The organism is Coleofasciculus sp. B1-GNL1-01 (assembly GCF_040220235.1).
Taxonomy (GTDB): Bacteria; Cyanobacteriota; Cyanobacteriia; order Cyanobacteriales; family Coleofasciculaceae; genus Coleofasciculus.
Genome location: NZ_JAVJTO010000004.1, coordinates 101,093 through 123,537, shown reverse-complemented (window position 1 = coordinate 123,537; position 22,445 = coordinate 101,093). Strand labels below are relative to the sequence as shown.

Below are 22,445 nucleotides of genomic sequence, written 5' to 3'. Positions count from 1 at the left end.
GGGTTAATGGTTGTACGTTTGGGGGAGTCGGGATGGTTCCCGATTACTCCTTTTTACATAAGCAGCTTTATCTATCCCTACATTATGGGTGAGAATTTGCCATCCTTTCAACTTTACTGGGGAGGATTTTCTGAATCTTGAGATTGTCGGGTGTTGACGTCACCCTCTCCTATCGGTTCAGCGGGAGGCGATAGTTGCGATTCTGGGGTAATATCTGCGACTGGGATGTCTGGAGACTCTGAGGTTTCCGGTTCCGGGGATGGGTTCGCGGCGTCTACCTGTTCGGGTTCAGGCGGATTCGGGCGCATCAGGGGTTCTGAATCAGCGGGTTGAGTCGTCTCAGTTGCGGATTCTTCGGGGGTTTCTGAGGGTTGGATGTCTGGGTTCTGAGTGAGTTCCGGTTCCGTTGTGGGTGTTTCTGCTGCTGGGGTAACGTCAACAATTTGGGTTTCCGCTGGGGTTTCGTCGGCTAGGGTTTCCTCGGCTGCGGCTGTTTCTTCTATATCCTGAGTCGGAGTTGGGGAAGTGTCGAGTGGGGTGTCTGGCGGACTAGATTCAGGGATTTCTGGTGTGGGTGAGGTGGAAATATCCTCTGATACTGTCTGCGGTTCCTTTGTTTTAGCGGGTTTTGCCTTCCCTTTGCCTAAGAACTTATTGAAAAATCCCCTAATTCCTTGACGTTGTTTGGTTTGTTTCTGGACGGGTTTGGTGGGTGTTTCGGCTACAGGTGTCTCAGTTAATGTCTGTTCCTCTAGGGGTGTCTCGGCTACAGATGTCTCGGTTAACGTCCATTCTTCTAGGGGTGTCCGGGTTGGAGACTCGTCTGGGGCAAATTCCCCTATCTGTTCGGGCGGGGTTGTTTCCTCAGTGGGTTCCTCAACCTTTTCAGTTGACGTTGTTTCCACCGTTTCCCTGACTTGAGTCGGTTCGGTGATATCCGCGATTACGGGTTCCTCTGGGGTTTCCTCTGGGATTTCCTCTGGGATTTCCTCGCTTACCTCTGTAAAAGAGGCGACGGGAACATCGGGTTCTTCCGATGGCGGTTGCACTTCCTCTGTTATCTCTGTAACTGTCCCAGAGGAGGGTTCGCCAATTTCCGTTTTGGCTGGGGCGATTTCCGTCTCTGGCGCGGCGGGTTCTGTCACAGGTTCCGGTTCAGTCACGACGGGGGTTGGCGCAACGGGTTTTCTACGGAACACCCGGGCGACGGGTTGAACAACTAGACTTTTTGCCAGTTGGAACATCCCAGAACTAGCTATTTTTTCCTGAACTTGGGGCGAAATTTCGGTTTGGGCTTCAGGTAACGCCAACTGTCGCCGCAGCATCAGAGTTTGCCAGCCTAACCACCCCAGTAGAGATACACTAGCGAGTTGACTCAGGAGTACCGCCCCCGTAATCCGTCCGGCGCACACCCACAAGACGAGGGCGTAGAAAAATCCGACACCACTCCAGAGGAAGTCGCTTTTGCGGTGGACTTCGGGAAAAAAGAATGCTGCCATGTAATAGGCAAAGCTACCAAGACCGATAACCAACGCGAGGACGTATGGCAACATTAGGCGGATACTCCTTGAATCTGACGTTCATCATTTTAGATGGTATAGGGTGAAGGGTTCCCCTAACCCTATCCTTCTTATTTTCAGCAGGTCGAGTGCGATCGCGCCAAGTTAATTGTAACGAGATGTTACAAGCTCTTAGTTCAATCGTCCTGTTTTTAAGCCAAAGTCATTACCCAGCAAAGGTCACACGGTTTTTTTTGATCGTGCGATCGCGTGGAACAAGTGTTGGAAACTATTTTAATGTCGCCATCCCAGGGAAGTTCTACCCGTCAGCAAAATTATCAACAGTCAGACCAGAGTTCTGCCCCATTTTATGAATTTTGGACGTTGAACCAAAACACTGATTTCGCAGATTTTTAGTTCGTAGTTGCGCTTTAGCGCCATCAACGCTCGCATCACAGACTCAAAACCCCATATACAAATGGCAACGATGAGTAGTGGAGACTCATAGACGAATGCGCCATTACACGTCTCCCCCTGCTTCCCTTCACCACAACCCTTATTCAGCCACCCCTAATTCCCCTGCACAAAACTTATTGAGATCACTGACATCGGGATGGGTGCGGAGATAGTCCTGCAACAAGTGGCAACCGCGAACCAGCAAGTCATCTAACGTCTCCACCCGCCATAAGCGCACGGTTCCATCTCCTGAAGCGCTAGCAATTTGCTTTCCATCGGGGCTAAAGCTGACACTCAAAACCCAATCTTCATGACCGCGCAGGACGGCTAATTCGGCTCCCTTTTTATCCCACAACCGCACGGTTTTGTCCCACGAAGCGCTAGCAATTTGCTCTCCATCAGGGCTAAAAGTGACACTCCTAACCAAAGATTCATGACCGCGAAGGACAGCTAATTCTTTGCCCTTTTTATCCCACAACCGCACGGTTTTGTCACAAGAAGCGCTAGCAATATGCGCTCCATCGGGGCTAAAAGTGACACTCCTAACCCAATTTTCATGACCGCGCAGGACGGCTAATTCGGATCCCTTTTTATCCCACAACCGCACCGTTCCGTCAGATGAAGCGCTAGCAATTTGCGCTCCATCGGGGCTAAAAGTGATACTACTAACCGAAGATTCATGACCGCGAAGGACGGCTAATTTTTTGCCCTTTTTATCCCACAACCGCACGGTTTTGTCCCACGAAGCGCTAGCAATTTGCTCTCCATCGGGGCTAAAAGTGACACTCCAAACCGAATCTTCATGACCGCGAAGGACGGCTAATTCGTCTCCATTTTTATCCCACAACCGCACCGTTCCGTCATCGGAAGCGCTAGCAATTTGCTCTCCATCGGGGCTAAAAGTGACACTCCTAACCGAATCTTCATGACCGCGCAGGACGGCTAATTTTTTGCCCTTTTTATCCCACAACCGCACGGTTTTGTCCCACGAAGCGCTAGCAATTTGCGCTCCATCGGGGCTAAAAGTGACACTCCAAACCCAATTTTCATGACCGCGAAGGACGGCTAATTTTTTGCCCTTTTTATCCCACAACCGCACCGTTCCGTCAGATGAAGCGCTAGCAATTTGCTCTCCATCGGGGCTAAAAGTGACACTCCAAACCGAATCTTCATGACCGCGCAGTTGATTTCGCTCGCGAATTTGATCCAAAATCTGTTGTAGTGCTAAGAGGGGACTATAGGCAGGATACTGATCAAGTGGTCGGTCTTTAACAATCGCTTTTAACTCCTTACCCGCTCGCATCGCGGTGAGTAATGCCGGAATTTGAGTATAGTTAAATTGTCTGAGAGCCAATGTACCCAACCGTTCCAATTCTGTTCCTTTCAAGGCTTCTTCTCGTTCTGCTTCCACTTGCGCCAAAGACTTCTTTGCTTCCCTAACCTCCACCATCACCCGTTCTCGTTCCTCTAAAACCAAGCGTAACTCTCCCCGAACCTGTTCAATACTTCGCTCTAACTGCTGACGCTGTTCCCGTTCCCGATTCAGTTGGGCAATAATTTCTTGTATCTTTGGCTCTTGCTGCTGGCGAATAAAGGACACTAAATAATCATGCACCAACTGATAGCGGTCATCCGGCGTATCCGGGACAATAAAAACTAACCCCGATAACACTAAAATCTCTAAAATTAAATCCAACTGACTCGCCGCTACTGTGACAAAATCCTTTAACTCCTCCTCCAACTCCCCACGAGTTTTCAGCAGTCGCCGCTCTTTCTCATCGGTCAACAAATACAACAGCACCTCCGCCACGGGCTGATTTTCTGCGCCGCAATCCTCCACCACTTCCGCCAGATAGCGCAGCACCAATTCTTCTTTAGTGCCAAACTGTTGATACTCCGCTAAGGTTCTAATTCCCTCAGCTTGCAGTTGCGCCCCGACAACCTGTAACTCAATCGGGCGTACTTTCTGATAATCTCCCGCTAAATCCTGCACCAGTTGTTCAATTAACGCCGATTCCAATTTAAAACTAGACCGTGTGGTCAGTTGTTCGAGTAAGTTTTGTGCCTCCTCTGGTGTTAAGTTAGAAATTTTATAGAGACTATTCTTACTCAACAGGTCATAACTTCCCATTCCGGGTTGGTCTACTAAATAATAGAGGTAATCTCGGCGAATAGAAAAAATCACCGTCAGGGACAAAATGTCTAGACACTGACCTAAAAAGTCAAAAAAATCAGTCTCAAAGATTTTATTCTTGTTACCCTTGTCATCGGAAACAAAAAAGAACTCCTCAAACTGGTCAAAAATTAACACAATTCGCACCTGCTGCGTTTCACTCTGACGCAAGGCGGCTAAAATTGCAGTTTTAGAATCAAGGGGTTGAGTGATAGAAATATTTTGTGTTTCTAGCGCGGCGGTTAATTGCTGTCCTAATTCTCGTTCCCAATCGGTATAAACTTGGCTCAAAATTGGGATGATGCGTTGTCCACTGACGGTAGTATGGTGTAGAGTTGGGATGAGTCCAGCATTGACTAAAGAACTTTTACCTACGCCAGAATAACCATAGATGACAATAACTTTATGATCAGAACGTTGCACCCGTTCAACTAATTCTCGCACATCTTTTTCCCGCCCCCAGGCGATAATTTCTGAGGCGATGGGAAGAGGGGAAGATGCGGGAGATTGAGGAGGAGATGAGGGCGCACGTCGGTGCGCCCCTACCGCCCCCGCCCCGACAGTTGATGGAATGCGACTGGCACCGATAAACGCCCTTAATCCTAATTGGGTTTCAACGGTTTGCCGTTCCTGCTTAATTTTAAAGGCGTTGAGATAATCTTTTGTCTGCCAGTAGAGATCATGTAAATCGCCTAAAATATCCAGATAAAGCCGAGGAGAGGATAACGGTTGACTGATACCATGGGCAAATTCTAACTGTTCAATCGCCGCCGAACATTGACCTAAATTAACGTGCGATCGCGCTTTAATCCAATAGCATCTACTTTTTACCTCTATCTCTTCCCCCGGCGCAATTGCTTCAACCTGATTTAACGCCGCTTCCGCCAACTCCTTCGCTGCTTGCCAACGTTCTTCAGCCAAAGCAACATCAGCCAAAAACGTATAATCCAACGCCAATTTATCCCGGCGATTTTCCCCTTGGTCAAACACCAACGCCTGTTCCGCCAACTCTTGCAACTGTTGCCAATCCTGCAACTCCCGCAAAACCGCACCAAATACCCCAATCGAATCAGCAATTAAATCCGGACGTTGCGCCCGATGAAAGGCAGTTAATGCTTGCTGAATAGAGTCCTTAATTTTAGCTTGAATCTGATTATAGTCATCCCTAGAAATTGTCGCAGGTTGAATCCGATTAATTTGGCAGAAATAACCATAAACCATCTCCCTTAAAACAATCCCTTCATACTCAAAACGTTGCAATTCCTGCCAACATCCCAAGGCTTGCTCAAAATAATCAATCGCCGTTTGAATCTCTCCCTGTTGTTCTTGACAAATTCCCAATAATGTGAATAACGCCGCCGCTAATTCCGGTTCTAACCCATTATCCTCTACCTGTAACTCCCCTTCAGCCGCCTCTAATTCTCCCCTAAATTCAATACACTCCGTCTCGGTTAAATTCAACCCATCCGCCAACCATTGATCCGCCTTCCCTTTAATAAACGCCGCCAACTCCCCACGGCTAATCGTAAACCGACTACTCACGCCCCAACTTTCCAGATTACGGGCAAACTGCATCCATTGCGCCTTCACCGAATCCGTCACCCAAACCACAACCGGAAACGGACAATGGTGACGAAACTCTTCCCGCACCAAATCCGCCCCCGCCAGCATCCTCTCCAGAGATAGCACCGACTCCAACCCCAAAACCATCAGCGCCCCCGGTTTATCCTGACTATTCACGGGATTTGGAAAACCTCTCTCCAAACCTCTCTCCTGCGAGGAGAGAGGCTTTGAAATTTCCCCCTGCAATTCCCCCTGAATCCGCTGATATAGCGCCGTATCATCAGGGTTCAGCGTAATCGTGCGAATGTTCAAAGGAGACGAATCCTGGAGGACTTGAATCAGACGCGATCGCACTCTGTCATAATTACATCGGGCAAAAACCAGCAAAAACTGACCCTGAAAAGCGTCCAGCGTCAACGCCAGTTCCTCAAGTTCGGTTTGATTCTCCGGTGTAATATCAGGTAGCTGCGACATCGTTTCGTTCGTAGTTGCGCTTGTAGTTGCGCTTTAGCGCCATCATCGCGTAAACACTTATCCTAAAATTCTAAGCAACATTATCTTAAACTTGAATGACACGAAAGCCTCACGATCAATTTGCCAAGCAATACCTAGAGGAATTATTAGCCCCTCTAGGAAACGTCGAAACCAGCCGCGAAATATCCCCCGAAATCCGCCAAGTTGATGTTTGGTTTGTACCAACCCCATCACCAGCAACCGCCGCCGAAAACCTGGGATTACTAGGGCGAATGGCAACAACCGCCTGTCTACTAGAACCCTTCCGCAATCCACCCAACCCCGCCGAGGTACTCGACTGCCAAAGCAAGTTAAACTCAGTACGCAGTGAAATGCGGCGAAAAGCCAGACGAGAACGAACTTCATTCCCCGACACCGATTGGCCCCATTTGTGGATTCTCTCACCCTCTTGTTCCCCAAGGTTGTTAGACGGATTTGGTGCCAAACTCCATCCCTCAGAAAACTGGGGAGAAGGGGTATATTTCATGGCAAAATTTCTGAAAACAGCATTAATCGCCATCAACCAACTGCCAGTCACTGAAGATACACTATGGTTAAGGGTTCTGGGAAAACGCGGAACTCAGAAACAAGCGATTAATGAATTGGTGGCTTTACCCCAACAGAACCCCTATCGGCAGACAATTTTACAGATTCTGGCAAACTGGCGTATCACGATCAACGAAAGCGACAATTTAAGTGAACAGGACAGGGAATTGCTCATGAACTTATCACCAGCGTATTTAAAATGGCAAGAAGAAACCTTACAACAAGGTAAGCGAGAAGGGATACAAGAAGGCAGACTGGAAGGTAGACTTGAAGGACAACGCCAAATGGCGGAAAACTTCCTGCGAGTCCGATTTGGGGAACTTGACCCAGACTTAACCAGTACGATCGCGCCCATGTTGCAATTACCCCCTCAAGAGTTAACTCGGCTGTTATTTAACCTTGAACGTGAGGAACTCTTACTATGGTTTGGTAATCTGCCCATTCGAGACGATACCTTACGACAAGACACTGTAGAACGATTTCTGAGAGTGCGATTTGGGGAACTTGACCCCGAATTAGCCAGTGCGATCGCGCCCATGTTACAATTGCCCCCTCAAGAGTTAACCCCCCTACTCATTACCCTTTCGCGTGAACAATTGTTAGAACGGTTTACCTTAAAGCCAAATGACCAATGATTATTCCCTTAACTCCTTAGCCTCTGCCAAAACCGGATTAATATCAAACCAAGACTCGCCGCGATCGCGATATTCAAACACCAGCCGACTGTAAATTAATTTCTGATACCCATCATCCCCACTCACTTTCTTCCGTTCCCGAACTTTTCGCAATAACCCCCATTCGTGATCATCAATGGTAAGCGTCATTTCATTACGACGGCTGCGAATCAAACCCTCCAACGTTTCACGAGTCAATCGCCCTTGTTTGAGATCCTTTTTCAACCATTGGATCAACAGTTGTAATAAATCCCGCACATGACCGCCACTGACGCGACACAAGCGGTCTAAACTCTCTGGATGATCAAAAATGTCATTCACCCGATTTAACCGCCCTTGTGCGTCCAAATCCGGCAACGCCCGCGCCAGAACCATCTGTCGCAGTAACGCCATCCCCTCCTCGCAGTCACTCCCATCCACCTGCTGTACCTGTACCATCGGCAAAACCTTGGGTTCTTCCTTATATCGCTGAGTTAACCGCGCATATTCATCCGCAAACTTTAACGCCAAGGGCATGGTATAAACAACATGGCAGTTAAACTTTTGCAAATATTCTGCCTGATCAATAAAAATATATTCCTGTTGTGATCGCCCCCAACCTTTGGTTTGACCCTCAATCCGATCCAGGTTATCCACAATCACGACTAATCCTTGTTTCCCCTGCTGTTGCAACTGCGCGATCGCAGGTTCAATCAATTCCTGATTAATCGCCGCTAATAACTCAGCTTTCTTCGGTCCCAAAAACTGATTCAGCCGTTCTCGCAATCCCGAATCCGCTCGTGCCTTAGCCGTAATCTTACCAATCCCGAACGCTAAAGACAACGCCCCTTTGTCATTCGCCTTCACTTTCACATCGGGAATCCCTGGCATTTTCGGCAAGCCTAACTCCACCTCCGATAAATCATACTCCGTCTGCAACAGTTCCGCCGTCCGTTTCAGCAACCGCTTCAATCCCTGGGGTTCCGCGATCGCCACATCTGCTAAACTCTGACTAATCCGCCGTGCGATCGCCAGTAACACATCTGCAATATCCACATCTGCCATTTCCAAGTCATCACTCGACTCAAAATAAACAACATGGAACCCCTCCGCCTCCAATTCCGCCTTCAGCCGCAGTAACTCCGTAGATTTGCCACAGCCGATATGTCCCGTAAACAAATCACAACTCGGCTGATTCGCATAGAATATGGTAATATTCTCCTTCAACTCCTCAATAACCGTCCCACCCCGAACCGGAGAGAAGTCAATATAGTATTTGCGATCGTCTGGATCAGCGATATTAATCGTCTGACCCGGATTTGTTGCCTTAAAAAATGCCAGTAAATCTATACTCATACCATCTTAGATTTAGCTGTAACCTTGTCCCTAGCCCCAGAATTGAGTTAGGGATACTTTATTCTACTCGTTATTAAGACTGATTCACCCCAAAAACGCGACTGAAATTATATCGCCACTGCAACGCCGGACTCATGCCAATTTGACCATCCAATGGACTGGTCAAAAGACGTGACCACTCATTACTATTAGGGAATCTCGCTAAGTCCTTCTGCATCTCGATCACCCAATTATCGGCGGCATCAATAACACCTAGATAAAACGGCTGAATAGAATTTATTTTGTGTAACGATTCAATATCTGATCGGGGAATGGGTTCAGCATCTTTGGCAATGCGTTTTTTATTAATTTTTTGAAAATCTTCATCAGCCTGCTGAATATAACGGTGTACTGATGTCGCATCCTGAAGACAGTCCAACAAACGCAGCAGTTGTTTGGCACGCCAGTCACTTTGATTCACATAAGCTAGAAATCGAAATACCTTCTTTGCCCAAGATTCGTTTTCGGTTACCAACCACTCTCGATGCTTTTTAGCAATTTGGCAAAGCCGATAATCTGCTAGCTGAGTTTTGTAGAGGTACTTAAACTTAATAATTTGCAGTCTCAATGGTGGATTTTTCTTAGCAGTTTGGTAGTCAGTGAGTAGAACCAGCACATCATACTCAGAACCCAGTAATCTTTCATAGGCAGAGAAAAAGGGTTCACTGGTGCAGTAGTTTTCTGAAGGGGATTTAATACCCAGATCTAAATCGGGAAAGTCCACTCCTCGCGCTGGATTAACCCGTAATGGCGGTATCTCAAGACCTTGAAATATAATCTTTTCGAGTACCGCAATTAACAACATTTCAATAACACTACCAATTGTCTTACCATCTAAGTTAGGCAATGTATGCTGAGTTCGTAACTGCTCATACCATTTCGGTAGTTTTCCGCCTTGTCCCACACGAGTTAATACATCTACTAATTGTTCCGTGTTTTCTCCATTTAGAGCGCGATTAACGTCCTGAATTATTGTATCCAGTGATTCCTTTAATATGGCGCGTAATTCTTCTTTAGAAAGCATCGGTCATAGAGAAAAGTGATAGTTGTTCAAATTTAGGTGTTTTAAGTTGGACGCTCTTATTTTCTAAGATACAATCCATAACCCACCCAGCCATAACCGGGGGAATGGCATTTCCGAAAAGAGCATATTGATCATAGATAGATATCCCAGCACAATGTTCATCTGGAAACCCTTGAATGCGAGCATATTCTACATTAGTCAGACGGCGGAACTGATTACCGATTTTATAACGCTCATAGTGGCGACTCGTTGTTGAGGTAAGTGTTGGTGCAACACCATCAATACCAAATACAGTGTAACCCATTCGCGCTCCTCCACTTTGATTGTAGAGGATTTGTACACCTTGAACGAAATTATTAACTGGGGTACTGGTTTGTAAACGGTTTAACGTAGACTCAGTAAAATCAAATTGGCAATCAACATCTGACTCAAGAATTGCCCGTAATGGAACAATCGGCGTAGCTAGATAAAATTGGGCAAAGTTGTAGCCAAAAAAACGACCTGTTTGGGCGAGTCCCCACGTCGGAAATCTATTACCGTGGTCTTTTATTTTTGTCCATTGTCCAATATTAGTCAGGGTTTGAAACGTTGAGTCGGATAACTCAGCGATATTTTCAGTTGAGGCAAGTCTGATATTGGGAAAATTATCCTTTGTATCCTTGTCTAAGGTTCCCAGGATGACAACTCGTTGACGATTTTGAGGTAAACCGAAATGCATAGCGTTGACCAAACGCCACTCAATCGTATAGTCCAAATGCGCTAACTCACTGAGTATCGTGGCAAAATGAGTCCCTTCCTCCATCGATAACAAGCGTTTAACATTCTCTAAGATGAAAAACTGGGGCTTGTGTTTTTTCAGGACATCAACAATCACTTGAAAAATATGACCGCGTGGATCTCGTACTCCTTTTTTTTTGCCCGCACTACTGAACGGTTGACAGGGAAAACCAGCCGTTAACAGATCATGAGGTGGAATTTCATCAACGAGTTGATAAATATCACCCTGATGTAATTGTGCCTTTCCAAAGCGATCGCGGTATACTTGACAGGCTTTTGGACACCGATCATTTGCCCAGATTGTGGCTATATTTCTCTGATCCGCCGCTATCCGGAATCCTCCAATCCCGCAAAATAACTCAACGGTTGTACAGATGTCATTTGTCATTTGTCATTTGTCATTTGTCATTTGTCATTTGTCATTTGTCATTTGTCATTTGTCATTTGTCATTTGTCATTTGTAAGGGTTTTAGACTTATTGACATAACTTAATATAGTTGAGTGAATTTCTATCAACCTACTTAATCTGTGTCATTCTCCATTGAGTCTTCTGCCTGTATGATTATAATCTGTGTAATCTGTGTTACTGCATTCGATCAATAGTACGATACTGGATAGCTTCGGCAATGTGTGACGTTTGCAGCGTCTCCGCCCCCGATAAATCGGCGATCGTGCGGGCAACTTTCAGGATGCGATCGCTTGCCCGGGCAGAGAGTCCGAGTTTGCGAATTGCCCCTTCTAAAAGATTGCGACTACTATCATCTAAATGACACCATTGTCTCAAATGACCACTTTGCATCTGGGCATTGCAGCGCAGGGAGGGTTCTGAATTGAAGCGATGACGGGCGCGATCGCGGGCTACTTTTACTCTCTCCCTTACGGCTTCTGATGCTTCACTTTGGGGTTGTCGAGTAATCTCTTCGGGTTTGAGACGATTCACGGCAACTTGTAAGTCAATTCGATCCATCAACGGACCCGAAAGTTTTGCCCAATAGTTCTCCCGTTGTCGCGCTGAACAGGTGCAGGGTTGCAGGGTGTCACCAAAGTAACCACAGGGACAGGGATTGGTACTAGCAACTAAGGTAAATTGTGCCGGAAATAGGACGGATTGTCGGGTGCGAGAAATGGTCACATAACCATCTTCTAAAGGTTGACGCAAAAATTCCAATACATTGCGCTTAAATTCAGTTAACTCATCCAGAAATAATACCCCTCGATGCGCCAAGGAAATTTCTCCGGGACGCGGAAAACTACCACCCCCAACTAATGATGGACCTGAGGCAGAATGGTGGGGACTGCGAAAGGGGCGATGTCTAATTAATCTGCCTTTATCTTTAAGTAATCCCGCGACAGAATAAATTTGAGTAACTTCCAGGGCTTCTTCAAAACTTAAGGGCGGTAAAATTCCCGGTAATCGTCGCGCCAGCATGGTTTTTCCGCTTCCCGGTGGACCCACAAAAATTAAATTATGACCCCCAGCCGCCGCGATTTCTAACGCCCGACGCGCATGGGATTGACCTTTGACTTCGTTTAAGTTTCCGCCTGTAAACTGATAGGAGGATGATTGGGGTAATTCATCCATGGTTACCGGGGAATAACGTTCTGGTTGATTCAAAAAATCTGCCACATCAGCCAGATGCTGGAATCCATACACGTCTAGTCCCCGCACTACGGCGGCTTCTTGGGCATTATCGGCGGGTACGACTAATCCAGAAATCCCCAAACTTTGGGCGGCGGCGGCGATGGGTAAAATACCCGCAACGGGGCGTAAATTCCCATCCAGGGAGACTTCCCCTAAAAATAGATAATCCCCTAATAATTCAGGATTGACTTGCTGCGAGGCGGCGAGAATTCCCACACTAATGGGTAAATCAAAGCTGGGTCCTTCTTTGCGTAAGTCGGCGGGGGTGAGATTAATCACGATTTTCCGCATGGGAAAAACAAAGCCAGCATTTTTTAACGCCGCCTTCACCCGTTCTCGTGATTCTTGGACGGCGGTATCCGGTAATCCCACAACAACAATTCCCGGTAATCCGCCTGACACATCGACTTCCACACCGACTTTCACCGCATCAATGCCGACTAGCGAAGCACTCCAAACCCTGGCAAGCATATCGGTTGATCCTGAGTTTCATTGGCAATTATAGGACGTGCGATCGCAGCCGTCTATTTTTAACGGGTGCAGGCGATCATTCAATAGTGCCCCATGACACCAATTAAGTTTACATTTCTTAAACTTCACACTCTACTTCACACTTTTGCTTTACGATAGCGATAGGCGTAGTATCTCTCATATCTGAATCTATGCCCAATTTCTCGCTCAAGTCCCAAAAAGGATGTAGAAAGTGGTCAATACCAATCCACTCATTGCACAACCACCTCAAGAAGTACCGTTGAAAGATGCACCTTTGGTGCGAGTGATTGCACAAGTGCGCTTTCCACCTATTCTTTCGATTGAGAAAAAAGAGTTTGTGGGTTCATTTCAAGAGGCAATTCGAGAAACATATCCTATCCTACATCTGGAACAGACTCAGGGTTTAGTTTTGGGTTCCCCAGATATTGTGCAAACTGCACCTCAATTAACTTGGCGATTTTTAGACACAACAAATAGTTGGCGAGTTTCATTAGCACCCAACTTTGTGGCAATAGAAACAACGGCTTACTCAAGTCGTAGCGATTTTATAGAACGTTTTAAAAACGTGCTAATAGCACTTGACAAAAATTTTAATCCCAAGGTTATTGAACGATTTGGGTTACGCTATATCGATCGAATTGATGGTCAAGAACTTGAGGATATATCATTACTTGTGAAACCTGAGATAGCTGGTATCGTCGCTACTGAGTTTAGAGAATATATTTCTCAAACAATTAATGAATCTTGGTTTGTTATTCCAGATAGAGGTGAGCAAATTATCGCTAGATGGGGACTTATGTCTTCTGATGCCACGTTTGATCCCGATGCAATTGAACCTATTAATAAACCAAGCTGGATATTGGATATAGATATGTTTTCAGAATCAAATATCCGAGACTTCAGTGTTGAGACATTGATGAGTGAAGCACAGAATTTTGCTGAGAGAATTTATACATTCTTCAGATGGGCAGTACAGGATGAATTTTTGCGACGATTTGGAGGAGAAGTGTGATGACTATTTTAGGAAGAAAACACGCTCAGTTATCGAGTACTTCTGCCCTTGGAGCTATGGGGAAATTAGATACTCATCCATTTAGGGGTTTTAGAATGTTTATAGACCGTTCTAGCACAACGGCTTCCAGAGCCACTGTTTTTTCCAGTGCGTTAGTTGCTTGGGACATGACAACAAGTGGTGTGACTCGACCGTCCACTGAATCTAGAGAAACGACGCAGAAAGCTGTTAACAAACTGAGGAAGTTGAGTGGATTGACCTGGGAGCAAATCGCTAAACTCTTCGATGTTTCTCGTAGAAGTCTTCATGCTTGGGCAAGTGGACAACAGCTATCTCAATCTAATAAGCAGAAACTGGATCAACTTTTAAACACTATTCAGTACATTAACCGAGGGAGCGCAAGTCTCAATCGCAGTCTCTTGTTGAAACCGGATAGTGATGGTAGATCTCCTTTTGATTTACTGGTAGCAGGTGAACACGAAAAGGTAAAACAGATTCTTGGTTTTGGTAATGCTCCTGATAAACCGCAGCTAAAGCCATTATCCAAATATGCCGATAGGTCACGTATGCCACCAAATCCAGCAGATTTAGTCGATGCTCTCCAAGATACTATCCATCGTGAGGTTGGACGCTCCAGACCAGCCAGAGTTGCAAGGAGTAGAAGAAACAGTAGTGAGCAATGAGCGTGATGTTTGGATTCAGCAAGTAGACGCGGCTGTTGGAGAGTGGCGTCAAGGTGATTGTACCCTTGGAGAACATTGGTTCCTCTACCGCTTTAATCCTAAACGTCCTTTAACAGAGGACTCTGTTAATGTTGCACAAGAAGAAATTGACCTTGCAGAATCCGAGGTCAAGGGTTTTGCTGTAATTACACAAACATGTGATATTGTGCGTTCTTGTTGGGATCGTCCATTTATAGAGGTGGTGCCTCTTGTAGAGGTTAATAAACAACGTTTGAACGAGATCCAACGAAGTAGACGACCTCAGTATGCCTATATTCCAGGAATTTCTGAATATAGTCTGGTTGCTGATCTTGATCGTGTGATGACAGTAGAAAAGGCTGTTGTTGCAGAATGGAAGCGTATCCCAGGATGCCAAAACGATGACGAGGTTAGGGCATTAGGACAAGCATTAGCACGGAAGCGAGTTCGATTTGCTTTTCCTGATGAATTCATTGCATTTGCACAAAAACTTCAAAAGCGGATGCAAGATAAGCACGATAAATTAAGCGTTGAAGGGGATGCCCTTCGTGCCTTACGAGAAATTAGAGTACGTGCAGCACCATCTTGGAATGCTGATGAAATTGAACTGATGTTTTGGTTTATCCGTAATGAAGAACAGGTTCAGTTTCAGGAAAAAGAATGGCATCAATATCTGGAAAAATGGTTGAAATTACTTCCTGAATCGGGGCGATTTAAATCTGTACATGGTTTAGTTGTGTCTTTGGAAGACATGACCGCAAAAGATTATGTTGAGAGCGATCCGCTTGATTTAGATCACCTCTCCTCAAGAAATAATACTGGAAGTTGAAGTCCATATTTCTTACTTTTCACCGTATGTTGCTCAACGAAAAGACGTAAGTTTTGACCCTTCGCTTCCCTCAAGGATATAGTAATAGTAATTGATCTGCCTTGTCTTCCTTGTCCGCCTTATCTTCTCATCAACCGTTCCTCAATTCCATAGCTTGGAAGTTAAGTAATTCGCTTGTTCATACCGTCCTTGAGACTTGTAAAGGGCTGCCAAATTATTTAAACTGAGCGCGACATCGGGATGGTCTTCTCCCCATAAACGTTTACCGAGTTCCAAGACTTGGAGATAGAGGGGTTCGGCTTGCTCGTAGCGTCCTTGATAATGATAGAGTAATGCCAAATTATTCATACTGGTTACTACATCAGGATGGATATCTCCAAATAAACGTTTTCTCAGATGTAAGGCTTGCAGATAGAAGGGTTCGGCTTTGTCGTAGTGTCCTTGATAATGATAGAGTAAAGCTAAATTATTCAGGCTAGTTGCCACATCAGGATGGTTCTCTCCCAATAAGCGTTTCCGAATATTTAACGCTTCTAAATAAAACGATTCGGTTTTGTTATTGGGTCCTTTAGAGAAATAAAGTCCTGCCAAATTATTTAAGCTTTGTGCCACATCAGGATGATTTTCTCCCAATAAACCTTTTCTGATGTCTAAGGCTTGCAAATAGAGAGGTTCGGCTTTCTCATAGCGTCCTTGAGAGAAGTACAGAGCAGCAAGATTGTTAAGGTTCGTGGCGACATCGGGATGGTTCTCTCCCAATAACCGTTTTTGCAAGTCCAAGGCTTGCAGATAAAGGGGTTCAGCATCCTCATAGCGTCCTTGAGACTTATAAAGGGCGGCGAGATTGTTCAAGGTGGTGGCTACATCCGGATGATCCTCGCCCAGTAAGCGTTTTTCGATGTCTAAGGCTTGCAGATAAAGAGGTTCGGCGTCTTCGTAGCGTCTTTGATAATGATAGAGTAATCCGACATTGCTAAGGCTGATTGTCACCTCTAGATGATCATCGCCTAAGTTACGTTTCCTCAAGTCCAAAGCTTGCAAATAAAGGGGTTCGGCGTCCTCATAGCGTCCTTGACAAAAATAGAGGGTGGCTAAATCGTTGAGACTATGAGCGAGATCTGGATGATCATCACCCAGTAAGCGTTTTCTCAAGTCCAAGGCTTGCAGATAAAGAGGTTCGGCTTGAGCGTACTGTCCTTGAGCCTGGTAAAGTTTTGCCAAGTTGTTGAGGCTGGTGGCGACATCAGGATGAGCATCGCCCAACAAACTTTTTCTGAGTTCTAAGGCTTCTAAATAAAGAGGTTCAGCTTCCCTATAGCGTCCTTGCAGTCGGTAGAGTTCGGCTAAATTATTCACCGTTTCAGCTAAGGTTGTTTCTAAGCCGAGTTCTTTTTTTAGCTGAATGGCTTGACTCAAATACTCAACGGCTAAGGCTTGTTCTTGGGGATAATCTAAAGATTCACCCTGTTCTAAGCGTCGTTGATAAAGGTGTCCGACTTGAGCATATAAGGTTGCCAAATTTGAATCGTTGACGCCGCGTTTGGCTTTGGTGTACTCAATCAAGGCGTTGACATCGGCGACGGGAAAGACTGATAGGCTTTGATCCCAAGCGTCGCTTTCTTCGATAAGATGGCGGAATGACTCAATGTTTTGAATGGGAATAGCAGTTGTTTTTTTGGAGTGGAAGCGAAAGACAGCTTGACACCAATTTTGGAACTCTGGGGCGTTTTGACTTAGCTGACTCTCTAGTTGGTGAGTTAGCCACAGGACAAGTGGACAAGCCAAGACGGATAATGCGTCTTGGGTTTCTGGTAAGGAGGCGAAAAAATTTTCCTGTTCTGAATGCTGGGCGTCGAATTTGAGCCAGAGAAGTTGCTCCGCACCCGTCACGGTGACAACGGCGTTTCCCCCCTGAGGTAAATCGTCATCGGTTTGGACGAGTTCAGTAATGGCGTGGCTCAGGTTCGGGTCATCCTTAACCAAGGTAACGCGATGCGATCGCACAGAGGCGACGAGTTCGCTTTCATAGCGTTCAATCAGTTGGTTGCGAAAATGGATATCATCACAAACCGCTAGGATTACACTCAACTTACCTTGACTGGCTTGAATCGCTGTCAGTAAATCGCCATACGTTTGTTCATTATGAACTGTCGGGTCAGACAACTCCGTCATCATGAAATTAACCTCCAATCTTGTAATCGCTCTTGAACGATTCGGTGAACCTCATCGGTTTTGACGATTGCCATACTCTAGAACATTAAGACTATGCAGCTTATGCCCAAATTCCAGTGCTTTGGGTTCATTCGCTTACAGTCATATAGCGTTTTCATTTGAGTTGTGAACCCCACCCCTGCCCTCCCCTTGCTAAGGGGAGGGTTTGGGAGGGGTAATATTTTCACGTTTCATTTGGAACTGCTATAGCTAGTTGTGTTTAAGAGTTTATAGTCGAGTTCACCTCAAAAAATGACAAAGTTATTGTGAATCGCGTTAATCCGAATCAATCCTAAGCACATTCGACAAGAGTTATCCCTGATTCGGAGCGTTTGGCAGCAACACCCACTCCTATAGGGTACATTCTCTTTAGCTGTCTGTCGATTTCGTTTTTCTCCCCTATCTTCCCCATCTCCCCTATCTTCCCCATCTCCCCTAAAAATTATCCCATCGCTGCACGCAGATCATCAAGATTTTTCCGGATTGTTGCTGTAGTCGGATGATTAGCGCCGAGTCGTTCTTCACAAATCGTCAACGCTTGGACATAAAGGGGTTCGGCTAATTCATATTCTCCTTGAGACGAATAAAGTCCTGCCAAATTATTCAAATTTTGTGCCACATCTGGATGCTCATCCCCTAGCCAGCGTTTTCCTAACTCCCAAGCTTGGGAATAGAACTCTTTGGCTTTGTCGTGACGTCCTTGAAAGAAGTAGAGTATGGCTAAATTATTCAGATTTTGTGCTACATCGGGATGTTCATCTCCCAGTAAGCGTTTCCGCAACTCTAAGGCTTGCAGATAGAGAGGTTCGGCTTCATCGTAGCGTCCCTGCGTGGAATAAAGTTCGGCGAGATTTTTATAGAGTGCGGCTAAGTTATTCAGGCTGGTTAAAACATCGGGATGCTCCTCTCCTAATAACTGTCTACCCACATCCAACACCTCCACATAAAGAGGTTCGGCTTGCTCGTAGCGTCCTTGATAATGGTAGAGCAAGGCTAAGTTGTTCAAGCTGGTCACTACATCAGGATGGTTCGCGCCGAATAACCGTTTCCTTAAGTCCAACGCTTGGCGATAGAGGGGTTCAGCTTCCTCGTAGTGTCCTTGGGAGTGGTGGAGTAATGCTAAATTATTCAGGTTGGTGGCGATATCCGGATGAGTATCACCCAATAAACGTTGCCAGATTTCCAAGGCTTGGCGATAGAGAGGTTCGGCTTCACCCTGACGTCCTTGAGAGAAGTAGAGTCCGGCTAAGTTGTTGAGGCTTTGTGCCACATCGGGATGATTATCACCGAATAAGCGTTTCCTGATTTCCCAGGCTTGCAGATAGAGGGGTTCGGCTTCGTCGTAGCGTTCTTGGAAGAAATAGAGTGCAGCTAGATTGTTCATATTAGTCGCCACATCGGGATGCTCATCTCCTAGCAGACGCCTCATTACCTCCAAGGCTTGCAGATAGAGGGGTTCGGCTTGGGTGTAGTGTCCTTGGGTTCTGTAGAGTTCTGCCAAATTATTCAGGCTAGTGGCAACATCGGGATGGTTCCGTCCCAGTAAGCGTTTCCTCAGTTCCAAGGCTTGCAGATAAAGCGGTTTGGCTTGGTCATAGCGTCCCAGTAAGAAGTAAAGTAAGGCGAGGTTGTTAAGACTGGTAGCAACATCGGCATGGTTCTCTCCTAAATTGCGTTTCCTTAAGTCCAACGCTTGCAGGTAAAAAGATTCAGCTTCGTTGTAGCGCCCTTGGAAGAAGTAGAGGGCGGCGATATCGTTGAGGCTAATGGCGATATCAGGATGGTTCTCTCCTAAGTTACGTTGCCTTAGGTCTAAGGCTTGGAGATAGAGAGGTTCGGCTTGGGGATATTGTCCCTGAGAGTGGTAGAGTCGCGCTAGGTTGTTGAGGCTGGTGGCGACATCAGGATGGTTCTCTCCTAAGTTACGTTTCCTTAAATCTAAGGCTTGCAGATAAAGCGGTTCGGCTTGGTCATAGCGTCCTTGGGTTCTGTAGAGTTCCGCCAGATGATTCAGCGTTGTCGCTAAGTCAATGTCTAACCCCAATCGTCGTTGCAGGTCAACCGCTTTATGGAAATATTCAACGGCGAGGGCAAGTTCGTGCTGGTAATCCTCAAATTCCCCGTTTTCCAGTCGGCTTTGGTAGAGTTGTCCGAGTTGAGCATATAAGTTCGCCAGACTGGGGTCTTGGCTTCCCCCTTTTGCTTCAGTTTGTTGAATTAAGGCTTTGAGGTCTGCTAATGGTTTCACCTGGTTTGCCCCCTGATGCCAGTATTTATCCTTCCTGTACTATAGCAATCCTTTTTGGTTGAGGTTAGGGCAGGGGATAAAAAACTGGTCAACGTATCGGGGTGGGTTTCACTCTACTTTATTTTTTACCCTGATGTCACTCAATTCACCCCGACTCAAAACGATAGCAAGGCAATCCGGAAGCGTTACGGATTATCAACCAACTTATGTTTATTGAAATGGATGAAGGATATGAGTTAAAATCAATCAGATGTATGTAAATTGATGATTAGTATAGAACAGCTTTTAAAAGACTGTATAGGATTAAGATTATGCTAACCAGGCTAAAAGTTTCTGGTTTTAAAAACCTTGTTAATGTGGATGTCCGCTTTAGTCCATTTACCTGTGTAGCGGGTGTAAATGGCGTAGGCAAATCTAACTTGTTTGATGCGATTAGGTTTTTGTCAGCCTTAGCCGATCTTCCGCTGATTGAAGCCGCTTTATCTGTTCGAGATGAGGGAGGTAGGACAGGAGATGTCCGCAGTCTATTTCATCGAATTGGTAATGAATACGCTTCACAGATGTCATTTGAAGCTGAGATGATTGTGCCAGGTGAAGGTGTTGATGATTTAGGACAAACTGCCAGAGCTAGTATTACGTTTCTTCGCTACTCTATCAAGCTAGCCTATCGACAAGATGATAGTCTCCGTTCATTAGGGTCACTGGAACTACTTAAAGAAGAGTTAGTTCATATTAATCTTGGTGATGCCCCTAAGCATTTGCTATTTAATCACAAGGCGAAAACTTGGCGCAAGTCGGCGGTGAAAGGACAGCGCCGAGTCCCTTATTTTATTTCTACAGAAGGTGAGGGGACAAATCGAGTGATTAAGCTTCATCAAGATGGCGGAAGCAGTGGTAGATCCTTAGCTCGATCAGCAGCTGATCTGCCTCGAACTGTACTGTCTGTAACCAATGCAGCCGAAAGCCCAACAGCATTACTAGCACGTCGGGAAATGCAATCGTGGCAGTTATTACAGCTAGAACCTTCTTCGTTGCGACAACCCGACGAATTTACGGCGCCGACAAAATTAGGAACAGATGGCTCTCATCTAGCTTCAACTCTCTATCATCTAGCACGGCTGAGAAAAAATCTCCGCAAATCTGATCAGGAAGCCGAAGCGCAGGTTTATGCTCAAGTTGCAGGTCGTTTGGCAGAATTGCTCGATGATGTTGAGGAGGTAGGAATAGAGCGGGATGATCGTCGCGAACTGCTCACATTAATGATCACCACTAGAGATGGTACAACCCATCCGGCGCGATCGCTCTCAGATGGAACGATGCGTTTTTTAGCGTTAGCGGTACTGGAATTAGACCCAGAAGCTCAAGGTTTGTTGTGCCTAGAGGAACCGGAAAATGGTATTCATCCAGAGCGTATCCCGAAGATTCTCAGACTCCTACAAGACATCGCTACGGATGTTGAAGAACCCGTTGATCAAGACAATCCCCTACGCCAAGTGATCATCAATACCCACTCGCCAGCCGTTGTACAGCAAGTACCAGAAGATAGTCTTTTGGTTGCTGAGTTGAAGGAAGAAAAAGCACCGTCAGGACAATTGTTTAAAGGGGTACGCTTTAGTTATTTACCGAATACTTGGCGACACGTTAAAGTTGCGGAAACTGAAAATACAAGTACCGTTCCTTTAGGTAAACTTCTCGCCTACTTAAATCCAGTTCCTCCAGAACAGCCAGAGCTAAATGGCAATGGGCAACTGGAAACCAACTTATCTTTAAAACCTACCCCGTCTAAAAAACGTAGAGTTTTGGATAGAGAAGACATTCAACCTCTAATTTTAGGCTTTCCCAAAGAATTTGTATGAAGGAAATACGATACACATTACTATCTGATGGGAGTTCTGACAAGGCGCTACTACCTATTCTGACTTGGTTATTGCGATTACACGGAGTTGAATGTGCTATCCAGTCCCAGTGGGCTGATTTTCGACGCTTGCCACAACAACCACAGAATAACTCAAAGAGAATTGAATTGAGTTTGAACCTTTACCCTTGCGACCTTTTATTTATACATAGGGATGCCGAAAAAGAACCTCGTGAGAAACGAGTTTCTGAAATTCAAAAAGCCGTTGAGGGTATTAGGCAATCAGTTTCTGTGCCGTTTATCTGTGTTGTGCCTGTTCGGATGACAGAAGCTTGGTTATTATTTGACGAGGTAGCTATACGTAGGGCGTCAGAAAATCCTAGAGGAAAGCAACCTTTAAATTTACCAAGTTTAGAGAAACTTGAGGAGTTACCTGATCCAAAACAATATCTTTGTCAACTTCTGTGCCAAGCGAGTGGGTTGACAGGTCGGCGGCTAAAGAAATTTCGCGCCAGAGAGCGAGAGAAGATTCAACGAATCGCTGAACTTATCGATGACTTTTCGCCACTGCGGACTTTACCTACCTTTCAAGTATTAGAATCAGATATAAAACAAATGCTCAAAAGACAGAGATGGGTAGATGATCCTCAAGATGTGGTTCCTTAAGTCATCTATTCCGTACCTGTTATTTTAAATTTGTGGAAATTTATAAAACCGATATCATTGCTATATTTGGGCTTCAAGTCTATTACTTGTTACATCAAAGAAAAAGAAAAAAGTAATGGTTAGTTCACAAGCCCCACCGCGTTCCATTATTATTGCTATAAAAGCACTCTAGCCGATCAAGAACATATTG

General features: G+C 45.6%; 14 protein-coding genes. 6 read left to right on the top strand and 8 right to left on the bottom strand.

The window, feature by feature from the left end; translation table 11 throughout:
• Positions 1 to 113: 113 nt before the first annotated feature.
• Positions 114 to 1,553 (bottom strand): Ycf66 family protein, encoded by a 1,440-nt coding sequence (locus RID53_RS00730; RefSeq protein WP_446386301.1) that lies wholly within the window; start codon positions 1,551 to 1,553, stop codon positions 114 to 116.
• 502 nt (positions 1,554 to 2,055) lie between these two features.
• Positions 2,056 to 6,165, bottom strand: coding sequence for an nSTAND1 domain-containing NTPase (locus RID53_RS00725; protein WP_446386300.1), 4,110 nt, complete (start codon positions 6,163 to 6,165; stop codon positions 2,056 to 2,058).
• Between the two features lie 95 nt (positions 6,166 to 6,260).
• Between RID53_RS00725 and RID53_RS00720 the strand changes: the two genes are divergently transcribed.
• Complete coding sequence (locus tag RID53_RS00720; protein WP_446386299.1) at positions 6,261 to 7,385, top strand: hypothetical protein; 1,125 nt, start codon at positions 6,261 to 6,263, stop codon at positions 7,383 to 7,385.
• Here RID53_RS00720 and RID53_RS00715 read toward each other — a convergent pair whose 3' ends face one another.
• The 4 genes from RID53_RS00715 to RID53_RS00700 form a co-directional block, all read right to left on the bottom strand.
• Positions 7,386 to 8,759, bottom strand: coding sequence for an ATP-binding protein (locus tag RID53_RS00715; RefSeq protein ID WP_446386298.1), 1,374 nt, complete (start codon positions 8,757 to 8,759; stop codon positions 7,386 to 7,388).
• 73 nt (positions 8,760 to 8,832) lie between these two features.
• Positions 8,833 to 9,822: a hypothetical protein gene (locus tag RID53_RS00710; RefSeq protein WP_446386297.1), complete on the bottom strand. Its 990-nt coding sequence runs from the start codon at positions 9,820 to 9,822 to the stop codon at positions 8,833 to 8,835.
• Positions 9,812 to 10,987, bottom strand: a complete 1,176-nt coding sequence (locus tag RID53_RS00705; protein WP_446386296.1) for a DNA cytosine methyltransferase — start codon at positions 10,985 to 10,987, stop codon at positions 9,812 to 9,814. The genes RID53_RS00710 and RID53_RS00705 overlap by 11 nt, the downstream gene beginning before the upstream one ends.
• A 195-nt stretch (positions 10,988 to 11,182) precedes the next feature.
• The gene (locus tag RID53_RS00700; RefSeq protein WP_446386295.1) at positions 11,183 to 12,712 is read right to left on the bottom strand and encodes a YifB family Mg chelatase-like AAA ATPase; all 1,530 of its coding nucleotides are present in this window, start codon (positions 12,710 to 12,712) and stop codon (positions 11,183 to 11,185) included.
• 232 nt (positions 12,713 to 12,944) lie between these two features.
• Between RID53_RS00700 and RID53_RS00695 the strand changes: the two genes are divergently transcribed.
• The 3 genes from RID53_RS00695 to RID53_RS00685 are packed head-to-tail and all read left to right on the top strand — an operon-like array spanning position 12,945 to position 15,275.
• Positions 12,945 to 13,745, top strand: coding sequence for a TIGR04255 family protein (locus RID53_RS00695; protein ID WP_446386294.1), 801 nt, complete (start codon positions 12,945 to 12,947; stop codon positions 13,743 to 13,745).
• Positions 13,745 to 14,428: a helix-turn-helix domain-containing protein gene (locus RID53_RS00690; RefSeq protein ID WP_446386293.1), complete on the top strand. Its 684-nt coding sequence runs from the start codon at positions 13,745 to 13,747 to the stop codon at positions 14,426 to 14,428. Before RID53_RS00695 ends, RID53_RS00690 begins: the two co-directional genes overlap by 1 nt.
• Positions 14,394 to 15,275 carry a hypothetical protein gene (locus RID53_RS00685; RefSeq protein WP_446386292.1) on the top strand — a complete coding sequence of 294 codons (882 nt, stop codon included), beginning with the start codon at positions 14,394 to 14,396 and terminating at the stop codon, positions 15,273 to 15,275. Before RID53_RS00690 ends, RID53_RS00685 begins: the two co-directional genes overlap by 35 nt.
• Before the next feature lie 141 nt (positions 15,276 to 15,416).
• Here RID53_RS00685 and RID53_RS00680 read toward each other — a convergent pair whose 3' ends face one another.
• Positions 15,417 to 17,450: a tetratricopeptide repeat protein gene (locus RID53_RS00680; protein WP_446386291.1), complete on the bottom strand. Its 2,034-nt coding sequence runs from the start codon at positions 17,448 to 17,450 to the stop codon at positions 15,417 to 15,419.
• A 478-nt stretch (positions 17,451 to 17,928) separates the two neighbouring features.
• Positions 17,929 to 19,734, bottom strand: a complete 1,806-nt coding sequence (locus tag RID53_RS00675; RefSeq protein WP_446386290.1) for a tetratricopeptide repeat protein — start codon at positions 19,732 to 19,734, stop codon at positions 17,929 to 17,931.
• Between the two features lie 311 nt (positions 19,735 to 20,045).
• Between RID53_RS00675 and RID53_RS00670 the strand changes: the two genes are divergently transcribed.
• Positions 20,046 to 21,590: an AAA family ATPase gene (locus RID53_RS00670; protein WP_446386289.1), complete on the top strand. Its 1,545-nt coding sequence runs from the start codon at positions 20,046 to 20,048 to the stop codon at positions 21,588 to 21,590.
• Positions 21,587 to 22,255, top strand: a complete 669-nt coding sequence (locus RID53_RS00665; protein ID WP_446386288.1) for a hypothetical protein — start codon at positions 21,587 to 21,589, stop codon at positions 22,253 to 22,255. Before RID53_RS00670 ends, RID53_RS00665 begins: the two co-directional genes overlap by 4 nt.
• Positions 22,256 to 22,445: the final 190 nt, after the last annotated feature.